19 protein-coding genes are annotated in these 15,969 nt (G+C 60.9%); 10 read left to right on the forward strand and 9 right to left on the reverse strand.

Features of this window, described 5'->3' with window-relative positions:
- Nucleotides 1-33: 33 nt before the first annotated feature.
- Nucleotides 34-1,023: a 2-hydroxyacid dehydrogenase gene (locus DLD99_RS21180; RefSeq protein WP_114884828.1), complete on the forward strand. Its 990-nt coding sequence runs from the start codon at nt 34-36 to the stop codon at nt 1,021-1,023.
- An 11-nt stretch (nt 1,024-1,034) separates the two neighbouring features.
- Here DLD99_RS21180 and DLD99_RS21185 read toward each other — a convergent pair whose 3' ends face one another.
- On the reverse strand, nt 1,035-1,490 hold the full coding sequence (locus tag DLD99_RS21185; protein WP_114884830.1) for a hypothetical protein: 456 nt from the start codon (nt 1,488-1,490) through the stop codon (nt 1,035-1,037).
- 133 nt (nt 1,491-1,623) lie between these two features.
- Between DLD99_RS21185 and DLD99_RS21190 the strand changes: the two genes are divergently transcribed.
- Nucleotides 1,624-2,058, forward strand: coding sequence for a hypothetical protein (locus DLD99_RS21190; protein ID WP_007957770.1), 435 nt, complete (start codon nt 1,624-1,626; stop codon nt 2,056-2,058).
- Entirely contained in the window at nt 2,058-2,462 is a 405-nt protein-coding gene (locus DLD99_RS21195; RefSeq protein ID WP_085710985.1) for an META domain-containing protein, read from the forward strand. The genes DLD99_RS21190 and DLD99_RS21195 overlap by 1 nt, the downstream gene beginning before the upstream one ends.
- Before the next feature lie 39 nt (nt 2,463-2,501).
- Here DLD99_RS21195 and DLD99_RS21200 read toward each other — a convergent pair whose 3' ends face one another.
- Complete coding sequence (locus tag DLD99_RS21200; protein WP_114884832.1) at nt 2,502-2,969, reverse strand: TlpA family protein disulfide reductase; 468 nt, start codon at nt 2,967-2,969, stop codon at nt 2,502-2,504.
- A 114-nt stretch (nt 2,970-3,083) separates the two neighbouring features.
- Here DLD99_RS21200 and arsC point away from each other — a divergent pair, with 114 nt between their 5' ends.
- The 3 genes from arsC to DLD99_RS21215 are packed head-to-tail and all read left to right on the forward strand — an operon-like array spanning nt 3,084 to nt 4,457.
- The gene (gene arsC, locus DLD99_RS21205; RefSeq protein ID WP_114884834.1) at nt 3,084-3,437 is read left to right on the forward strand and encodes an arsenate reductase (glutaredoxin); all 354 of its coding nucleotides are present in this window, start codon (nt 3,084-3,086) and stop codon (nt 3,435-3,437) included.
- On the forward strand, nt 3,434-4,030 hold the full coding sequence (wrbA, locus tag DLD99_RS21210; protein ID WP_114884836.1) for an NAD(P)H:quinone oxidoreductase: 597 nt from the start codon (nt 3,434-3,436) through the stop codon (nt 4,028-4,030). The genes arsC and wrbA overlap by 4 nt, the downstream gene beginning before the upstream one ends.
- A gap of 1 nt (nt 4,031) precedes the next feature.
- On the forward strand, nt 4,032-4,457 hold the full coding sequence (locus DLD99_RS21215) for a DUF2069 domain-containing protein (RefSeq protein WP_114884838.1): 426 nt from the start codon (nt 4,032-4,034) through the stop codon (nt 4,455-4,457).
- A 99-nt stretch (nt 4,458-4,556) separates the two neighbouring features.
- On the opposite strand, the gene DLD99_RS21220 is transcribed toward DLD99_RS21215, so the two are convergent.
- Together DLD99_RS21220 and ttcA are read right to left on the reverse strand one after the other, a co-directional pair.
- Complete coding sequence (locus DLD99_RS21220) at nt 4,557-5,231, reverse strand: DNA-3-methyladenine glycosylase I (protein WP_085730411.1); 675 nt, start codon at nt 5,229-5,231, stop codon at nt 4,557-4,559.
- A 67-nt stretch (nt 5,232-5,298) separates the two neighbouring features.
- A complete protein-coding gene (gene ttcA, locus DLD99_RS21225; RefSeq protein ID WP_085647384.1) occupies nt 5,299-6,123 on the reverse strand; it encodes a tRNA 2-thiocytidine(32) synthetase TtcA in 825 nt (274 codons plus the stop codon).
- 289 nt (nt 6,124-6,412) lie between these two features.
- Between ttcA and DLD99_RS21230 the strand changes: the two genes are divergently transcribed.
- Together DLD99_RS21230 and DLD99_RS21235 are read left to right on the forward strand one after the other, a co-directional pair.
- Nucleotides 6,413-7,015, forward strand: a complete 603-nt coding sequence (locus tag DLD99_RS21230; protein WP_085710991.1) for a Yip1 family protein — start codon at nt 6,413-6,415, stop codon at nt 7,013-7,015.
- Nucleotides 7,016-7,172: 157 nt separating this feature from the next.
- Nucleotides 7,173-7,667 (forward strand): SprT family zinc-dependent metalloprotease, encoded by a 495-nt coding sequence (locus DLD99_RS21235; protein ID WP_085607401.1) that lies wholly within the window; start codon nt 7,173-7,175, stop codon nt 7,665-7,667.
- Between the two features lies 1 nt (nt 7,668).
- Here DLD99_RS21235 and DLD99_RS21240 read toward each other — a convergent pair whose 3' ends face one another.
- Together DLD99_RS21240 and DLD99_RS21245 are read right to left on the reverse strand one after the other, a co-directional pair.
- Complete coding sequence (locus DLD99_RS21240) at nt 7,669-8,850, reverse strand: CaiB/BaiF CoA transferase family protein (RefSeq protein WP_114884841.1); 1,182 nt, start codon at nt 8,848-8,850, stop codon at nt 7,669-7,671.
- Nucleotides 8,851-8,995: 145 nt separating this feature from the next.
- On the reverse strand, nt 8,996-10,330 hold the full coding sequence (locus tag DLD99_RS21245) for a dicarboxylate/amino acid:cation symporter (RefSeq protein ID WP_085710993.1): 1,335 nt from the start codon (nt 10,328-10,330) through the stop codon (nt 8,996-8,998).
- Nucleotides 10,331-10,682: 352 nt separating this feature from the next.
- Between DLD99_RS21245 and DLD99_RS21250 the strand changes: the two genes are divergently transcribed.
- The gene (locus DLD99_RS21250) at nt 10,683-11,678 is read left to right on the forward strand and encodes an AraC family transcriptional regulator (protein ID WP_114884843.1); all 996 of its coding nucleotides are present in this window, start codon (nt 10,683-10,685) and stop codon (nt 11,676-11,678) included.
- 43 nt (nt 11,679-11,721) lie between these two features.
- On the opposite strand, the gene DLD99_RS21255 is transcribed toward DLD99_RS21250, so the two are convergent.
- The 3 genes from DLD99_RS21255 to DLD99_RS21265 form a co-directional block, all read right to left on the reverse strand.
- Entirely contained in the window at nt 11,722-12,771 is a 1,050-nt protein-coding gene (locus DLD99_RS21255) for a hypothetical protein (protein ID WP_114884845.1), read from the reverse strand.
- Between the two features lie 148 nt (nt 12,772-12,919).
- Complete coding sequence (locus DLD99_RS21260; RefSeq protein ID WP_114884847.1) at nt 12,920-14,266, reverse strand: ATP-binding protein; 1,347 nt, start codon at nt 14,264-14,266, stop codon at nt 12,920-12,922.
- Nucleotides 14,263-14,940: a response regulator transcription factor gene (locus DLD99_RS21265; protein WP_085710996.1), complete on the reverse strand. Its 678-nt coding sequence runs from the start codon at nt 14,938-14,940 to the stop codon at nt 14,263-14,265. The genes DLD99_RS21260 and DLD99_RS21265 overlap by 4 nt, the downstream gene beginning before the upstream one ends.
- A gap of 206 nt (nt 14,941-15,146) precedes the next feature.
- Between DLD99_RS21265 and DLD99_RS21270 the strand changes: the two genes are divergently transcribed.
- A complete protein-coding gene (locus DLD99_RS21270) occupies nt 15,147-15,938 on the forward strand; it encodes a dienelactone hydrolase family protein (RefSeq protein WP_114884849.1) in 792 nt (263 codons plus the stop codon).
- Nucleotides 15,939-15,969 lie beyond the last annotated feature (31 nt).

Consider the following 15,969-nt stretch of genomic DNA (forward strand, 5'->3'; position numbering starts at 1 on the left):
TTCGCGCCCGCGTCGATGCTTCAGGAGGATTGCATGCGCACGATCGTTTTCAGCAGCCAGACCTACGACCGCGACAGTTTCCTTGCCGTCGACTGCCCGGCCGGCATCGAACTGCACTTTCAACCGGCTCGACTGAGTATCGACACGGCACCGCTGGCCGACCGGCACGAGGTGGTCTGCGCCTTCATCAACGATGACCTCGGCGCTCCCGTGCTGGAACGTCTGGCGGCCGGCGGAACCCGGCTGATCGCCCTGCGCTCGGCGGGTTACAACCATGTCGACCTGAACGCCGCCAAACGCCTGGGGCTGGTGGTCGTGCGCGTTCCGGCCTACTCGCCCCACGCAGTGGCCGAGCATGCCGTAGCGCTGATTCTTGCGCTCAACCGCCGACTGCACCGGGCCTACAACCGCACCCGCGAAGGCGATTTCAGCCTGCACGGCCTGACCGGATTCGATCTGGTCGGCAAGACTGTCGGCATTGTCGGCACCGGCCAGATCGGCGCCACATTCGCGAAAATCATGCACGGTTTCGGCTGTGAGCTGCTGGCCTTCGACCCGTATCCGAACCCGACCGTCGAAGCCCTGGGGGCGCGCTATCTCAGTCTGCCGCAACTGCTGGAGCAATCGCAGATCATCAGCCTGCACTGCCCGCTCAACGAGCAGAGCAAGCATCTGATCAACCGTGATTCGCTGGCGCACATGCAGCCGGGCGCGATGCTGATCAACACCGGCCGCGGTGGCCTGGTGGACACGCCGGCGCTGATCGACGCCCTGAAGGACGGTCAGCTGGGTTATCTGGGGCTGGATGTTTACGAAGAAGAGGCGCAGCTGTTTTTCGAAGACCGCTCCGACCTGCCGTTACAGGACGACGTACTGGCGCGACTGCTGACCTTCCCCAACGTGATCATTACCGCGCATCAGGCGTTCCTGACTCGCGAAGCATTGGGTGCGATTGCCGCGACCACCCTGCATAACATCGCGACCTGGGCGGCGGGATCACCGCAGAACCAGGTCGAGGGCTGAGCGATCAGGCGTCAAGCAGGAGGTGGCGTCGGAGAAATCGCCACACACAGAATCAACAGACCGAGCCAGCCGAAGCCGATCAGTCGCTGCTGGAAAGAATGCCCCCGGCGCAACAGGAACCAGACAAAGATCATCGGCATCAGGAACGCCATGATCTTCAACCAGCCTTCGACCGGACGCACGCCGTCGGCATTCAATTGAGGTTCAGCCGCTCGCTCGGCCTGTTGCCGGCGCCGGCGTCCGGCAGCGGCGGGCATGACTTTGGGTTCCGGGGCAGGCGCAGGCGCTGCGACGAAAGCTTCGGGAACCGCCTTGTTCCGGGGCAGACTGCCAAAGGAAATCGTTGATCCACCGGAGCTCGCCCTGGCCGGTGCCTGCGCCTCCGTCAACGGAGCTCCGCAATGAATGCACGCCGTCGCTTCGGAGCTCACGCTCCGCTTGCATTCATAACATTCGATCAGCGCCATGTTCCGTTCCTTAGAGATGAAGGCGGCAGTTTGCCACGACTGTGGTGTCGATTTGAACCGGATCGAAGGTCGCACGTGCGCGTTATTCTGCAATCAAGCCCGTGCTAGCATGTCGCGCATATTTGGAGGACCCATGGTCGAACACGATTTCCGCTACACCCTGATGAACCCGCAACACACCCTCACCGAATGCCGCGCGCTCGTACCGGGCCGTTATCAGGTCACCGGCAACGGTGGCTCGATCCGTATCGGTGACGTGCTGGTCGTGACCCTCAAAGGCAGCAAGGACTTGTCCATGCGCCTGACCGTCGACACCGTCCGCCATCTGATCAACCCGCCGGGTCAATGGACCGCGATGACCACCGGCCCGGTGTTCGGCGAACTGGCGATCCACACCTGGCAGGTCAACTGCGACAGTTGCGCCAAGGAGCTGAGCTTCGAATTCGCCGTGGACGCCAAACTGGGCAAGCCTGCGGAAAAACCGGCTGCCACCGCACGCATCGCAGAACTGGGCTGGAAAGCCGTCGGTGACAAGCACCTGTGCCCGAAATGCCAGGAGCCGGCGTGATGAAACACCTGGCCCTGACCGCCGCTGTCGGCGCCGGCCTGATGGGCTGCGCCGCGGAGCCCGTACAACTGCAACAGGACCGCAGCTACATCCTGGAATGGATCGGCGAGCGGCCACTGATGGATTACAGCCACCTGACCGTGACCCTCGGCGAGGATGGCCGGGCCTATGGCAATGGCGGCTGCAACCACTGGTTCGCGCCCTACACCCTCGATGGCGACAAGCTCAGCTTCGGCAAGATCGGCAAGACCCGCAAGCTCTGCGCTCCAGCGCTGATGGAGCAGGAACAGCGTTTCCTGCAGGCCCTGGAGAAAGTCGAGCGCTGGGACGTTTCGCCCATCGAGCAGATGCGCTTCTGGCCTGCCGAAGGCAAGCCATTGCGCTGGTGGCTGGAAGAAGGCTGAGCCTTCTGATCGTTCCCGCGCACCGCGTGGGAACGATCCTCAATTGGTCGCCTTCAACGCCTCAAGCTTCGCCATCACCCCCGCCGCCGTCTGCTCGCCCATCAACTGTTCCCGCACCTTGCCCTTGTTGTCGATGATGTAGGTCACGGGCAAGGCTTCGCTGCGCGGCAGTTCGAACAGGTCCGCCGGATCCTGCGCCAGCACGGTGAACTTGATGCCGAGTTTCTCGCTGGCGCCTTTCAGCTCTTCGCCCTGCACATTGTCGAAGTTGACCCCGAACACCCCTATCTTCTTGCCCTTGAGTTCTTCGGCCAGATGATTGAGTTCCGGGATTTCCGTGCGGCACGGACCGCACCATTCGGCCCAGTAATTGAGTACCACCCATTGTTTGTCCAGGCGCTCGGACGCGACCTTCTGCCCGTTCTGATCGATGCCGTAGTCGTTACCGCAGCCCCCCAGCATCAACGCCCCGATGATCGTCAATGCCGCTGCCAGTCGCCGTGTCATGTCATGTTCCTTGTGAAAAATTGAATGCGCCTGCGACCCATCGCCTCCCAAGGTTCTGGATTGCGCGCTGCACAGTTAGAATAGCCGCCACTCTACGCAAGAAGCGACCCGCCCATGACCGATCTGACGCTTTATCACAACCCGCGCTGCTCGAAATCCCGCGGTGCGCTCGAACTGCTCGAAGCCCGTGGCCTGACGCCGAACGTCGTGCGCTACCTCGAAACACCGCTGGACGCCGCGCAAATCAAGGCCCTGCTCGGCAAGCTGGGGATCAGCGCCCGGCAACTGCTGCGCACCGGCGAAGACGAGTACAAGACCCTGAACCTGGCCGATTCCAGTCTCACCGAGAAACAATTGATTGAAATGATCGCGGCGCATCCCAAGTTGATGGAGCGCCCGATTCTCGAAGCCGGCGACAAGGCCGTCATCGGCCGCCCACCGGAGCAGATCCTGGAGCTGTTGCCGTGAGTGCGCCGTACATTCTGGTTCTGTATTACAGCCGCAGTGGCTCGACCAACGAGATGGCCCGGCAGATTGCCCGTGGCGTCGAGCAGGCCGGCCTCGAAGCGCGCCTGCGTACCGTGCCGGCGATTTCCACCGAGTGCGAAGCGGTGTCGCCGGACATTCCGGATGAAGGCGCGCTGTACGCCACGCTGGATGACCTGAAGAACTGCGCCGGCCTGGCCCTCGGCAGCCCGACCCGTTTCGGCAACATGGCGGCGCCGCTCAAGTACTTCCTCGACGGCACCAGCAACCTGTGGCTGACCGGCGCGCTGGTGGGCAAACCCGCCGGTGTGTTCACGTCCACCGCCAGCCTGCACGGCGGTCAGGAAACCACGCTGCTGTCGATGATGCTGCCGCTGCTGCACCACGGCATGTTGATCACCGGCCTGCCCTACAGCGAGTCGGCACTGCTGGAAACCCAGGGCGGTGGCACGCCGTACGGCGCCAGCCATCACGCCGGGGCTGACGGCAAAAGCGGTCTCGATCAGCACGAAGTGGCGCTGTGCCGCGCACTGGGCGCACGTCTGGCCAGGACGGCCCAGAAGCTGGGGAACTGAGATGGCCAGAAAGCCGAAAGTCCTGCCCGCCGTCGAATGGCTGGAGCCCCGGGTGCGGGCAATGCGGGTGATCAGTCTGCTGTGCTTTTTCGGCCTGGCCGGACTGCTCGCCGCGTATTACCTGGTGTTCGCCGACCTGCACGGCGCACGGCCGTGGGTGATTCTGCTGATCGAACTGATCCCGTGGCTGGTGCTGGCACCCGCCATGATCATGGGCAGCGCCCGCGGGCATTCGTGGATGTGCTTTGTGGTGAATCTGTACTTCATCAAGGGCGCACTGGCGGCGTATGACCCGAGCCGTCAGCTGTTTGGCGTGCTGGAGATGATCGCCAGTCTGGCGGTGTTCTGCTCGGCGCTGCTGTATGTGCGGTGGCGGTATCAGCTGAATCGCAAACTGGCCGGCGAGGGCGAAGTCTCCGTCGTCTGAGAGACCGCTATCGCCAGCAGGCTGGCTCCCACACTGGATCTGCGACGTTCACAAATCTTCTGTGGGAGCTAGCCTGCTAGCGATGCGCGCAGCGCGGTTTTAGTGATTGACGGTATACGCCAGCATCATCGAAATCTGGCTCATCGGCCGCCCGCCGCTTTCTTCATGCCACTGGTTGAACGCGTTCTGCACCGTGGCCAGATCCCGCAGACTGCTCGGCGCTTTGTCGACGATCTTCTGTGCATTCAACGCCGCGACCACATCGTAGCTCGGCACGAACGTGTCCTTGCCGACCATGCGCAGGAAGCGTGGCGCCGACAGCCCGCCCAGCTGGTGGCCATGCTTTTTCAGGTAGGTCCACAGGCCGACGATATCGGTCACCGGCCAGTCGGCGAGCAATGCGCCGAAACTGCCCTTCTCTTTCTCGACATCCAGAATGAACTGCGCATTGCGCGGCACGCTTTTCAGTTTGCCCAGGTGACGGATAATCCGTGCGTCCTGCATCAACCGCTCAAGGTGTTCGGCGCTCATCAGCACGACCTTTTCCGGGTCGAACTTGAAGAACACTTCTTCGAAGGCCGGCCACTTGGCATCCACCAGACTGTGCTTGAGCCCGGCACGAAACACCCGCAGGGCCATGGTCGAGAGGTAGCGGTCGTCGCTGATCTGGCGCAGTTGCGCCGGAGTCTTGGGAACGGGCAGATGGGCTTCCAGTTCAGCCGCCGAACCGAAGCGGTTCAGACAGTATTCGTGCAGCCACTTGTAATCGCGCATGCCCTCTCCTAAAAAACGAATTGAAAACGGCGCCCGCGAGCGCCGTTTTTTCAAGCGATCGGATCGCTTACAGGTTCACCACGTTGACGAAACGCGAAGCGGCAGTTTCATCAATCTTCAGGCTGGTGAAGTCGAACAGGTTACGGTCAGCCAGTTGCGACGGGATCACGTTCTGCAGGCTGCGGAAAATGCTCTCGGTACGGCCCGGGGTCTTGCGCTCCCAGTCCAGCAGCATTTCCTTGACCACCTGACGCTGCAGGTTTTCCTGGGAACCGCAGAGGTTGCACGGGATGATCGGGAATTGCTTGAAGTCCGAGTAGGCCTGGATGTCTTTCTCGTTGCAGTAGGCCAGCGGACGGATCACCACGTTGCGTCCGTCGTCGGCGCGCAGCTTCGGCGGCATCGCCTTAAGGGAGCCGTTGAAGAACATGTTGAGGAAGAACGTCTCGACGATGTCGTCGCGGTGATGACCGAGGGCCATTTTGGTCGCGCCGATTTCGTCGGCGAAGGTGTACAGCGTGCCACGACGCAGGCGCGAGCACAGCGAACAGGTGGTCTTGCCTTCCGGGATCAGTTCCTTGACCACCGAGTAGGTGTCTTTCTCGACGATGTGGTACTCGATGCCCAGCTCTTTCAGGTAGGCAGGCAGCACGTGCTCGGGGAAGCCCGGCTGCTTCTGGTCCATGTTCACGGCGACGATCTCGAACTTGATCGGTGCAACCTTCTGCAGGTGCATCAGCACGTCGAGCATGGTGTAGCTGTCCTTGCCTCCGGACAGGCAGACCATGACCTTGTCGCCGTCTTCGATCATGTTGAAGTCGGTGACTGCTTCGCCGGCCAGGCGGCGCAGGCGCTTTTGCAGTTTGTTCTGATTGACCGTAAGAGTGCCCATGACGCGAAATCCGTGAGGTGTGACGAAAGGCGGGCATTTTACGCAAAAACACCGGGGTTGTGGCCACAGGTTGTCGCCCCCTCGAATGCCCGTCTGCACAGACCCCGACGCGATTACCCCGCCGGTTTACAGCGCGATTTGCTCTAAGACCCCAATACCTGTGCGGTTAAGACCTTCCTATACTGCGACATAAGGTCGCACGCAATCTGAAGACCTGTATTTGCTCGGCCACATTGGCCCGTAGGCGCTCCGCTGGGGGGCGATGGCAATAACGAGAGGAGTGACTGGCATGATCCATCACGTAGTGGGACTTTTTACCCACCCCGATCAGGAATGGAAGGAAATCCGTGGCGACCAAGAGGAAAGCATCAGCCACATGTACCTGACGCACACGTTGATTCTGGCGGCGATCCCCGCTGTTTCGGCGTTTATCGGCACGACTCAGGTCGGCTGGGTGATCGGCAGCCGCGCCCCGGTGATGCTCACCGTCGAAAGCGCGTTGTGGATGACCATCATGTCGTACCTGGCGATGCTCGGCGGGGTCGCGGTCATGGGGGCCTTCGTGCACTGGATGGCCCGCACCTATGACGCCAACCCGAGCCTGGCCCGTTGCGTCGCGTTTGCCACCTACACCGCGACACCGTTGTTCGTCGGTGGCCTGGCGGCGCTGTATCCGCATATGTGGCTGGGGATGATCGTCGGTACGGCGGCCATCTGCTACACGGTGTACCTGCTGTATGTGGGGCTGCCGACCTTCATGAACATTCCGTCTGACGAGGGCTTTCTGTTTTCCAGCTCGGTGCTGGCGGTGGGTCTGGTGGTGCTGGTGGCCATCATGGCGTTTACCGTGATTGTCTGGGGACTGGGCGTGGGGCCCGTCTACACAAATTAGCTGGCCGCACCGCCGAGAAGAACAAGATCCGCCAACACAGGCCGCCGCGAGGCGGCCTTCTCATGCCAGGGAAAAGCGTCACGACCATTCGGCAGTTCAGCGATACGCAAGGCCGGACGGTTGCGGCATACTCCGACTCTCTGGAGATCCATCAAGCATGCCCGAGCAACTCAATACCCGCGTCGAAGACTGTTTCCAACTCGCTGAATCCTTTTTCAAACGTCCTTTCAAACGCCCCGTGGTGAGCCTCAAGCTGCGCGGGCAAAAAGCCGGGGTCGCGCATCTGCACGAGAACCTGCTGCGCTTCAATCCGCAGCTGTACCGGGAGAACACCGAGCATTTCCTCAAACAGACCGTGGCCCACGAAGTCGCGCACCTGATCGCCCATCAACTGTTCGGCGACCGCATCCAGCCCCATGGCGAGGAGTGGCAACTGATCATGCGCGGCGTCTACGAGCTGCCGCCGGATCGCTGCCATACGTATGAGATCAAACGCCGCAGCGTGACCCGCTATATCTACAAATGCCCGTGTGCGGACAGCGATTTTCCGTTTTCGGCCCAGCGCCATAGTCTGGTCAGGCAGGGGCGACGGTATCTGTGCCGCCGATGCCGGAATACGCTGGTGTTCAGTGGCGAGATGCGGGTCGAGTGAGTCAGGCGATCACTTTGGCCCGCCGCAGTTCGGCAATGCGCTCAACACTCAAGCCCAACTCCCCCAACACCTGATCCGTATGCTGCCCCGGCGCCGCGCCGACATGTCGCGGCGGCGGCAACGCTTCGGAAAACTTCAGCGGGCAAGCGATCTGCGCTTGTGACGAGCCATCACCACGGGGCACCTGAGTCACCAGCTCCCGCGCCTGCAACTGCGGATGCTGCACCGCCTCGCCCAGGTTCAACACCGGTTCGACGCAGGCATCGATGCCGGCGAACAGCTCGCACAGTTCGGCAAAGTCATGCTTCTCGAACTCGACCTTCAAGGCATCCTTGAGCGCCAGCTGCTGCTCAGGCTTGGGTGACAAACCCTGCGCCGCCAGCTCCGGCCGCCCCAGCGCCGCACACAGTTGCTGCATGAACGCCGGCTCCAGGCTGCCCACCGACATCCAGCGCCCGTCGCGGGAGCGGTAGCAGTCGTAGAAGCTGCCACCATTGAGCATCTGATCCTCCCAGCCCGGCTCCTCGCCGCAGGCCAGATACCCGGCGCCAGCCATGGCATTCAGACTGAAGGCGCAGTCGGTCATGCTCACGTCCAGGTGTGTGCCCTGCCCGGTTTGCTGGCGGGAAATCACCGCCGCCAACAGGCCGATCACCCCGTGCAGCGAGCCACCCGCGATATCCGCCACCTGCATGCCCAGCGGCAACGGCCCGCTGTCGGCGCGCCCGGTGTAACTGGAGAGCCCGGCCAGCGCCAGATAGTTGATGTCGTGGCCGGCGCGATCCTTGTACGGCCCGGTCTGGCCGTATCCGGTGATCGACACATAAATCAGCTTCGGGTTGATCGCCTTCAGCGCCTCGTAGCCCAGCCCCAGCCGCTCCATCACGCCGGGGCGAAACTGCTCCAGTACGATGTCGTAGTCCGCCAGCAACTGCTTCACCAGCTCCAGCGCCTCGGGCTGTTTGAGATCCAGCGCCAGACTGCGTTTATTGCGATTCAGGTAGGCGTGGCTGGCCGAAATCCCGTGATCGTGAGGCGGCAACACCCGCAGCAAATCGAGGCGGGTCGGCGATTCGATGCGCAGCACCTCGGCGCCCATGTCCGCCAGCAGCAGCGAGGCGAACGGTCCCGGCAGCAGGGTCGAGAAATCCAGAATCTTCAGTGAGGCCAGCGGTGCAGACATGGGCGATCTCCATCAACGATGCATGCAGCCTAGGCAGCCATGAACAATGGGGCAATTACCGGATGCGTCAGTTGCGCTGACCGTTGCGCTCAAACAGCAGGCAAGAAAAAACCCGCCGAAGCGGGTTTTTCCATTCAAGCGATGCTTACTTCACATTGCTCGGGGTCGGGCCTTCGGCCACACCCAGGTCGTCTTCGTGACGCTGGTCGACGATACCGCGACCGCCCGAGGCCAGCTCGGCGTCCAGTACGTCGGTGTCCAGTTCCTTGACCCACTTGGCCACAACAATGGTCGCAACGGCGTTGCCGACCAGGTTGGTCAGGGCGCGGGCTTCGGACATGAAGCGGTCGATACCCAGGATCAGTGCCAGACCGGCCACCGGCAGGTGACCTACCGCCGACAGGGTGGCGGCCAGCACGATGAAGCCCGAACCGGTCACACCGGCGGCGCCTTTGGAGGACAGCAGCAACACCACCAGCAGGGTGATCTGGTGAGTGATGTCCATGTGGGTGTCGGTCGCCTGAGCGATGAACACGGCCGCCATGGTCAGGTAGATCGCAGTACCGTCGAGGTTGAACGAGTAACCGGTCGGGATCACCAGACCCACTACCGATTTCTTCGCGCCCAGACGCTCCATCTTGATCAGCATGCGTGGCAGTACCGATTCCGACGAGGAAGTGCCGAGTACGATCAGCAGCTCTTCACGGATGTAGCGGATCATCTTCAGCACGCTGAAGCCGTGCATGCGGGCGATGGCACCCAGCACGATCAGGATGAACGCCAGGCAAGTGATGTAGAAGCACGCCATCAGTTGACCCAGCTGCACCAGCGAGCCGACACCGTAGGCGCCGATGGTGAACGCCATCGCACCGAAGGCACCGATCGGCGCGAGCTTCATGATCATGTTGATGATGTTGAACATCACGTGGGCGAAGCGATCGATGAAGTCCAGGATCGGCTTGCCGTAGGCACCCAGGCGGTGCAGGGCGAAACCGAAGATCACCGAGAACATCAGCACTTGCAGGATGTCACCGGTGGCGAACGCGCCGACGATGGTGGTCGGGATCACGTTGAGCAGGAAGCCGACAACGCTCTGGTCAGCGCCTTGCTGCACGTAGGTGGCGACTTTCGAGGCGTCGAGGGTAGCGACGTCGATGTGCATGCCGTTGCCCGGCTGCACGATGTTGACCACGATCAGGCCGACCAGCAGGGCGATGGTCGAAACGATTTCGAAGTACAGGAGCGCGTAACCGCCGGTCTTGCCGACCGATTTCATGCTCTGCATGCCGGCGATGCCGCTGACCACGGTGCAGAAGATGATTGGAGCGATGATCATCTTGATCAGTTTGATGAACCCGTCACCCAGCGGCTTTACGGCCACGCCGAACTGCGGGTAGTAGTGACCGAGCGCAATACCGATACAGATTGCGACGATCACCTGGAAATACAGGGATTTGTACAGTGGCTGACGAGTCGTCATTGCAAAGTTCCTCAAGAGTCCCGCGTGGCAACATCCATCTGTTGAACGCGACACTTGAATTGCGAACCCTCCTGCACTGGAGGGATTTGTTGTGTCGAACGGCGCTTTCCGGACCGGCTCGGCGCACGCTTCTGTCGCTCTTATCGCAAACGTCGTGCCACTTTGGTGCAAATTGCTGCAAGCCTTTTGATATCAGGGGATGCAGGTTTTTCTGTGTCACCATCCGGTTACTCAAGTGTGGCGGATTTCCGCCAACACACCTGCTCTCGTCCTACAATTTGGCGGAAATCCGCCTTGTTGCCGATCAGAGCCGCCGGCTACCATCGGTCGCCAGAGGAAGGATTTGCCGCTTATGCGCGAACGCACCATCGCCAGTCACTTCGCCCGTGCCGCCCTCGTCGGCGCGCGCCGTCGCGGGTTCGATTATTCGGGCTTGCTGCTGCAACTGGGCATCAGTCCCGAACTGCTCGACGAGCCCCGTGCGCGGATCGCCCCGGAACTGTTCACCCAACTGATCCAGAACCTGTGGCAGGCCCTGGACGACGAATGCCTGGGCTTCGGCAACGCGCCCAGCAAGACCGGCAGTTTCGCCATGATGTGCCACGCCATCATCCATTGCCGCAGCCTGGAAAAGGCTCTGCAGCGCGGCTTATTGTTTTATAGCCTATTCCCCGAGGCCCCGCGCCTGAGCCTGAGCCATGAAGACGAATGGGTGCGCCTGAGCCTCGACGATTCGCAATTGTGGGATCCGGATCACTTTCTCTCCGAGAGCCTGCTGGTGATCTGGCATCGCCTCGGCAGTTGGCTGATCGGCCAGCGGATTCGTCTGGAACAGGCAAGTTTCAGCTACCCGAAACCGGCGCACGGGGCGGAATACGATTTGCTGTTCTCGTGTCCGCTGGCGTTTTCGGCGCCGCAAAGCAGTCTGGTGTTTCACAGTCGCTATCTGCACATGCCGCTGTTGCAGGACGAGCGCACCCTCAAGCACTTTCTCGAACGCTCCCCCGCCGACCTGCTGTCTCGCCCGGACGACGGCAACAGCCTCAGCAGCCGATTGCGCCGCCTGCTCAGTCACGACAGCGCGCGCTGGCCGGACCTGGAAGCCGTAGCGGCGCACCTGCACATCAGCCCGCAAACCCTGCGCCGGCATTTGCGCGAGGAAGGCACCAGTTTTCAGGAGTTGAAGGATCAGTTGCGCCGGGACATTGCGATCTATCACCTGGGGCGGGCGGATCTGTCGTTGCAACAGATTGCCGAACAGCTCGGATTTTCCGAACCGTCGGCGTTCCATCGGGCGTTCAAGAAGTGGACGGGGCTGACGCCGGGGGCGTATCGGGCGCAGGTGTGAGCACCAATACAAGCCGATGAGTCGAGGCTTTAAGTGTTGATCATCAGTCTGGCCAAATAGAAAGTTGCATCAATGGAGAGCCAACCGTACCTCCTGATACCCGTTCGATAATGCTGAAAGCATTGGCCTCAGTGCCTAGGTGATCTGGCCTGTATGGGACCTTGATTTTCAGATCCAGACCGATCTGATGAGCTCCCAATGTCTGTTGCAAGACATACACAGTTCCGATGTCACTCCCCCAAAAAACGAAGGTAAGTGCGTCTCCGACGCTCATTCCGTGAGTGCTCAGCGTGAGTGGAGTCCTTCCACTTTCATCGACTTTTTCAAGATTGCCAGGAGTGTAGTGTCCCAAAATGCCATGGTCAGGAACCGGACTCAGCAAGTCGCCCTCGACTTGAAACACTGAAACGGGACTGATCCATTGCCGGCCAGCATTGCTCACGGTGTACACAATCTCAATGGCGCCATACTTGTTCGGCTTCAAGTAACGGGGTTCAACAGCAATAACAACATCTTTGCCTGCATCATCCGCTTCGATCCGAAAGTAATTGACCCAGCTGGACTCGCAATCAGACCCGTGACAGAAAAGAGAAACCAGTGCGCCGGTCGAGAGCGACGCTGACTCCCTGAGCCGAAGGTTCACGCCCTGATCAGCCAACGCTGAAGAGATGACATTGCCCTCGACCCCATCTATGACAGGCCGATAAATTTCGTCCTCGACAAGGTAATCGGTCGCTGGAGACCTATTGGGATCAGCTTCAAAATAAAAGTAGTAGACGTTGACCTCTTGCCCCCTGAGCGCCAATGCACGTTCGGCAGGTATTTCCAGGGTCGTATCCCCATCGGCGGTTTTGATAGTTCCTCCCAGCCCCCAACCATTCGAATATTTCGCCTCAACGATAGCGTGAAATGTTGCGCCCTCTCGCTGCCCTTCAAACCAGGGAATTCGGAATGTCAGTCCCTTACTCAACAGCGCAAAGGGAATCACTCCATTCAGCGCTCCATCAATCGAAGCGGACGGTAGATCTATTCTGACTCGAGGCATCGCCTCAACCATTTGTTTCCGTTCTTGAGCAGTGATGAACGCAACCATTTCCAGTCTCCCTGTTCCGAAAGCATCACGGCCCGATCCCGTGATGGACAAAAACAGGGTGTTGGATATGCGCGGAACGAACCACTGTCAGATCTGACAGTGGCGATGAATGGTCGAAATCAAGGCGCCTTTCGAAAGAGACTTCGATTTACACCGCTGGAAAATGAATCCTGAACGCCGCCCCGCCCATCGGCGAATCGCCCAGGGTCAATTTGGCGTTGTAGCTCTCGATGATGTCCTTGACCACCGCCAGACCGATCCCCTGCCCCGGGTGCTGGCGATCCAGACGTTCGCCGCGTTCAAGAATCCGCGCCCGCTGATGTTGCGGTACGCCGGGGCCGTCGTCTTCGATACACAATTCGCTCCCGGCCAGGGTTTCGCGCACGCTGATGCGCACTTCGCCCAGGCACAGGCGATAGGCGTTTTCCAGCAGGTTGCCCAGCATTTCCAGCAAGGCGCCCTGCTCGATCGGCAGGTAGCAGTGCTCCGGCAGGTCGAATGCCACGCGAACGCGCTTGTCTCGGTAGACCTTGTCGAGGGTGTCGCACAGGCTTTTGAGCACCGGGCGCAGGCGCACCTGATGGCGCACCAGACCGCTTTTGCGCAAGCTGGCGCGTTGTAACTGGTAGCTGATCTGCTGGCTCATGCGTTCAATCTGGGTTTGCAGCACCCAGGCCTGATCGCGATCTTCGGGGCGCTGGGCCATGTCTTCGCTGACACCCTGCAACACCGCCAGCGGGGTTTTCAGACTGTGGGCCAGATCGTCGAGGGAGTCGCGGTAACGGCTGCGTTGCTGACGCTCGCTGTGCAGCAAGCGGTTGAGCGAGCCGGTCAGGCGCAGCAGTTCACGGGGGTGCTGTTCGGTGAGGCTTTCGCGGGTGCCGCCTTCGATTTCGTCCAGCTCCTGACTGAGCCGGCGCAGGGCTTTCAGGCCCCAGGTCAGGCCGATCCACAGCAGCGAGAGCAAGACCAGCAACGCAGCACCGAAGCCGAGGTAGAGGTTTTCCCGCAGGCCCTCGAGGGTGGTTTCGTATTCGCGCACCGGTTGCAGCGCGACGATGCTGAACGCCGCATTCTTGCCGCCGAGCAGTTTGACTTCGACGTCGTAGACGAAGAACTCCTGACCGCTGGCTTCGCGAATCCGCGCGAACTCGCTGCCCATTCCGTCGTAACGCGGTTTGTAGTTGATCTGCTCTTCCTGGGTCGCTTTCGAGCGCCAGACCAGATGACCTTCGCGGTCGTAGATGTAGCCGAGCAGACGGAAGTCGGCGAGGTTGAAACGCTCGTCCGGCAACTGCATCGGCATCACCAGCCGACCGTTTTCAATCCGTGCAGCAGAAATCAGTGTGGTGACATCCGAAGCCAGGCGCTGCTCGATGGAATCCTGCAGCGCCAGGCTGAACGCCCCTTGCATCGCCGGAAGCAAGGCGAGCATGAAGAACACCGCCAGCGTCGTGGCGGCCAACATCAAACGAACACGAAGCGAACGGATCAAGTGCAGCGCTCATTGAACAGATAGCCCAGCCCACGCACCGTGTCGATCGGCTTGAACCCGGCCGGGCCTTCGAGCTTGCGCCGCAAACGCCCGACCAGCACTTCGATCACGTTCGGATCACGCTCGTCGTCGTCCGGGTACAGCTGTTCCATCAGGCGATCCTTGGGCACCACTTGCTGGTGGTGACGCATCAGGTATTCGAGGATCCGGTATTCGTAGGCGGTCAGCGCCAGCGGCTGTTCATCGAGGGTCGCCTGCTTGCGATTGAGGTCGAGCAGCAGCGGTCCGGCAACGATGGACGACTGGGTAAAACCGCTGGAACGACGCAGCAGCGCATTGAGCCGTGCTTCCAGCTCTTCGAACTGGAACGGCTTGACCAGATAATCGTCGGCGCCGGCGGCCAGGCCTTCGACCTTGTCCTGCCAGTTGCCACGCGCGGTGAGAATCAGGATCGGAAAGCTCTTGCCGTCCTGGCGCAACTGGCGGATCAGGTCGAGCCCGCCCATCCCCGGCAGGCCGAGGTCGATCACCGCCAGGTCAAAATTGAATTGCCCGGTCTGGTACAGCGCCTCTTCGGCATTGGCCACGGACTCGACCACGTGACCGCTTTCCGTCAGGCGGGTTTGCAGGTGATGGCGCAACAGCGCTTCATCTTCGACGACCAACAGTTTCATGACACTCTCCCGGGCCAATCAGCATCTCCAACAGCATACCTGCGACAACGGTGTACTGCCGCTTTTGAGGGTCCTGTTCATTTCATCCCTCGGACGTGGTTCAAGATTACTGAACCCGGCCTGTACCTGCCCTGAACGCACCCTGAACCCGGGCGCAATCAAATGAACTAGGCTGTCTTGACCTTTTATTGTCAGGAGACCCGATCATGCGCCTGTTCCTTGCCCTCACCCTGCTCGCCTTCAGCAGCCTCAGCGCGGCTGCGATCAAAACCGAGGAAATACCTTACCAGAGCGCCGATGGCACGAAACTGATCGGTTATTACGCCTATGACGATGCGATCAAGGGACCTCGCCCCGGTGTGGTGGTGGTCCATGAATGGTGGGGCCTGAACGACTACGCCAAGCGCCGCGCCCGGGATCTCGCCGGGCTCGGCTATAGCGCGCTGGCCATCGACATGTACGGTGACGGCAAGAACACCGAGCACCCGAAAGACGCGATGGCATTCATGCAGGCGGCCACGCAGAACGCCGATGCCGCCAGCAAACGCTTCGAGGCCGGCCTCGACCTGCTGAAAAAACAGCCACAGACCGACACCGGCAAACTGGCCGCCATCGGTTACTGCTTCGGTGGTGGCGTGGTATTGAATGCGGCGCGCCAGGGTGTGCCACTGGCCGGCGTGGTGAGTTTCCACGGCGCACTCGCCACCAAGACCCCGGCGACGCCCGGCAGCGTGAAGGCGAAGATCCTCGTCGAGCACGGCGCGCTGGACAGCATGGTCACCGCCGACAACGTCACAGCATTCAAGTCTGAAATGGACAAGGCCGGCGCCGACTACAAGTTTGTCAGTCTCGACGGCGCCAAGCATGGTTTCACCAACCCCGATGCGGATCGTTTGAGCCACGGCGATCATGGTGGCCCGGACATCGGCTACAACAAGGCTGCGGATGAGAAATCCTGGGCGGACATGCAGGCCTTCTTCAAGAAAATCTTTGGCTGAACCCACTCGTTCCCGCGCCCTGCGCGGGAAC

This window comes from Pseudomonas kribbensis (genome assembly GCF_003352185.1).
Taxonomy (GTDB): domain Bacteria; phylum Pseudomonadota; class Gammaproteobacteria; order Pseudomonadales; family Pseudomonadaceae; genus Aquipseudomonas; species Aquipseudomonas kribbensis.

What these genes read in the sequence shown, in the direction of transcription:
- DLD99_RS21180 (WP_114884828.1), top strand. Translation starts at nt 34, where the DNA reads ATGCGCACGATCGTTTTCAGCAGCCAGACCTACGACCGCGACAGTTTC.
- DLD99_RS21185 (WP_114884830.1), bottom strand. Translation starts at nt 1,490, where the DNA reads ATGGCGCTGATCGAATGTTATGAATGCAAGCGGAGCGTGAGCTCCGAA.
- DLD99_RS21190 (WP_007957770.1), top strand. Translation starts at nt 1,624, where the DNA reads ATGGTCGAACACGATTTCCGCTACACCCTGATGAACCCGCAACACACC.
- DLD99_RS21195 (WP_085710985.1), top strand. Translation starts at nt 2,058, where the DNA reads ATGAAACACCTGGCCCTGACCGCCGCTGTCGGCGCCGGCCTGATGGGC.
- DLD99_RS21200 (WP_114884832.1), bottom strand. Translation starts at nt 2,969, where the DNA reads ATGACACGGCGACTGGCAGCGGCATTGACGATCATCGGGGCGTTGATG.
- arsC (WP_114884834.1), top strand. Translation starts at nt 3,084, where the DNA reads ATGACCGATCTGACGCTTTATCACAACCCGCGCTGCTCGAAATCCCGC.
- DLD99_RS21215 (WP_114884838.1), top strand. Translation starts at nt 4,032, where the DNA reads ATGGCCAGAAAGCCGAAAGTCCTGCCCGCCGTCGAATGGCTGGAGCCC.
- DLD99_RS21220 (WP_085730411.1), bottom strand. Translation starts at nt 5,231, where the DNA reads ATGCGCGATTACAAGTGGCTGCACGAATACTGTCTGAACCGCTTCGGT.
- ttcA (WP_085647384.1), bottom strand. Translation starts at nt 6,123, where the DNA reads ATGGGCACTCTTACGGTCAATCAGAACAAACTGCAAAAGCGCCTGCGC.
- DLD99_RS21230 (WP_085710991.1), top strand. Translation starts at nt 6,413, where the DNA reads ATGATCCATCACGTAGTGGGACTTTTTACCCACCCCGATCAGGAATGG.
- DLD99_RS21235 (WP_085607401.1), top strand. Translation starts at nt 7,173, where the DNA reads ATGCCCGAGCAACTCAATACCCGCGTCGAAGACTGTTTCCAACTCGCT.
- DLD99_RS21240 (WP_114884841.1), bottom strand. Translation starts at nt 8,850, where the DNA reads ATGTCTGCACCGCTGGCCTCACTGAAGATTCTGGATTTCTCGACCCTG.
- DLD99_RS21245 (WP_085710993.1), bottom strand. Translation starts at nt 10,330, where the DNA reads ATGACGACTCGTCAGCCACTGTACAAATCCCTGTATTTCCAGGTGATC.
- DLD99_RS21250 (WP_114884843.1), top strand. Translation starts at nt 10,683, where the DNA reads ATGCGCGAACGCACCATCGCCAGTCACTTCGCCCGTGCCGCCCTCGTC.
- DLD99_RS21255 (WP_114884845.1), bottom strand. Translation starts at nt 12,771, where the DNA reads ATGGTTGCGTTCATCACTGCTCAAGAACGGAAACAAATGGTTGAGGCG.
- DLD99_RS21265 (WP_085710996.1), bottom strand. Translation starts at nt 14,940, where the DNA reads ATGAAACTGTTGGTCGTCGAAGATGAAGCGCTGTTGCGCCATCACCTG.
- DLD99_RS21270 (WP_114884849.1), top strand. Translation starts at nt 15,147, where the DNA reads ATGCGCCTGTTCCTTGCCCTCACCCTGCTCGCCTTCAGCAGCCTCAGC.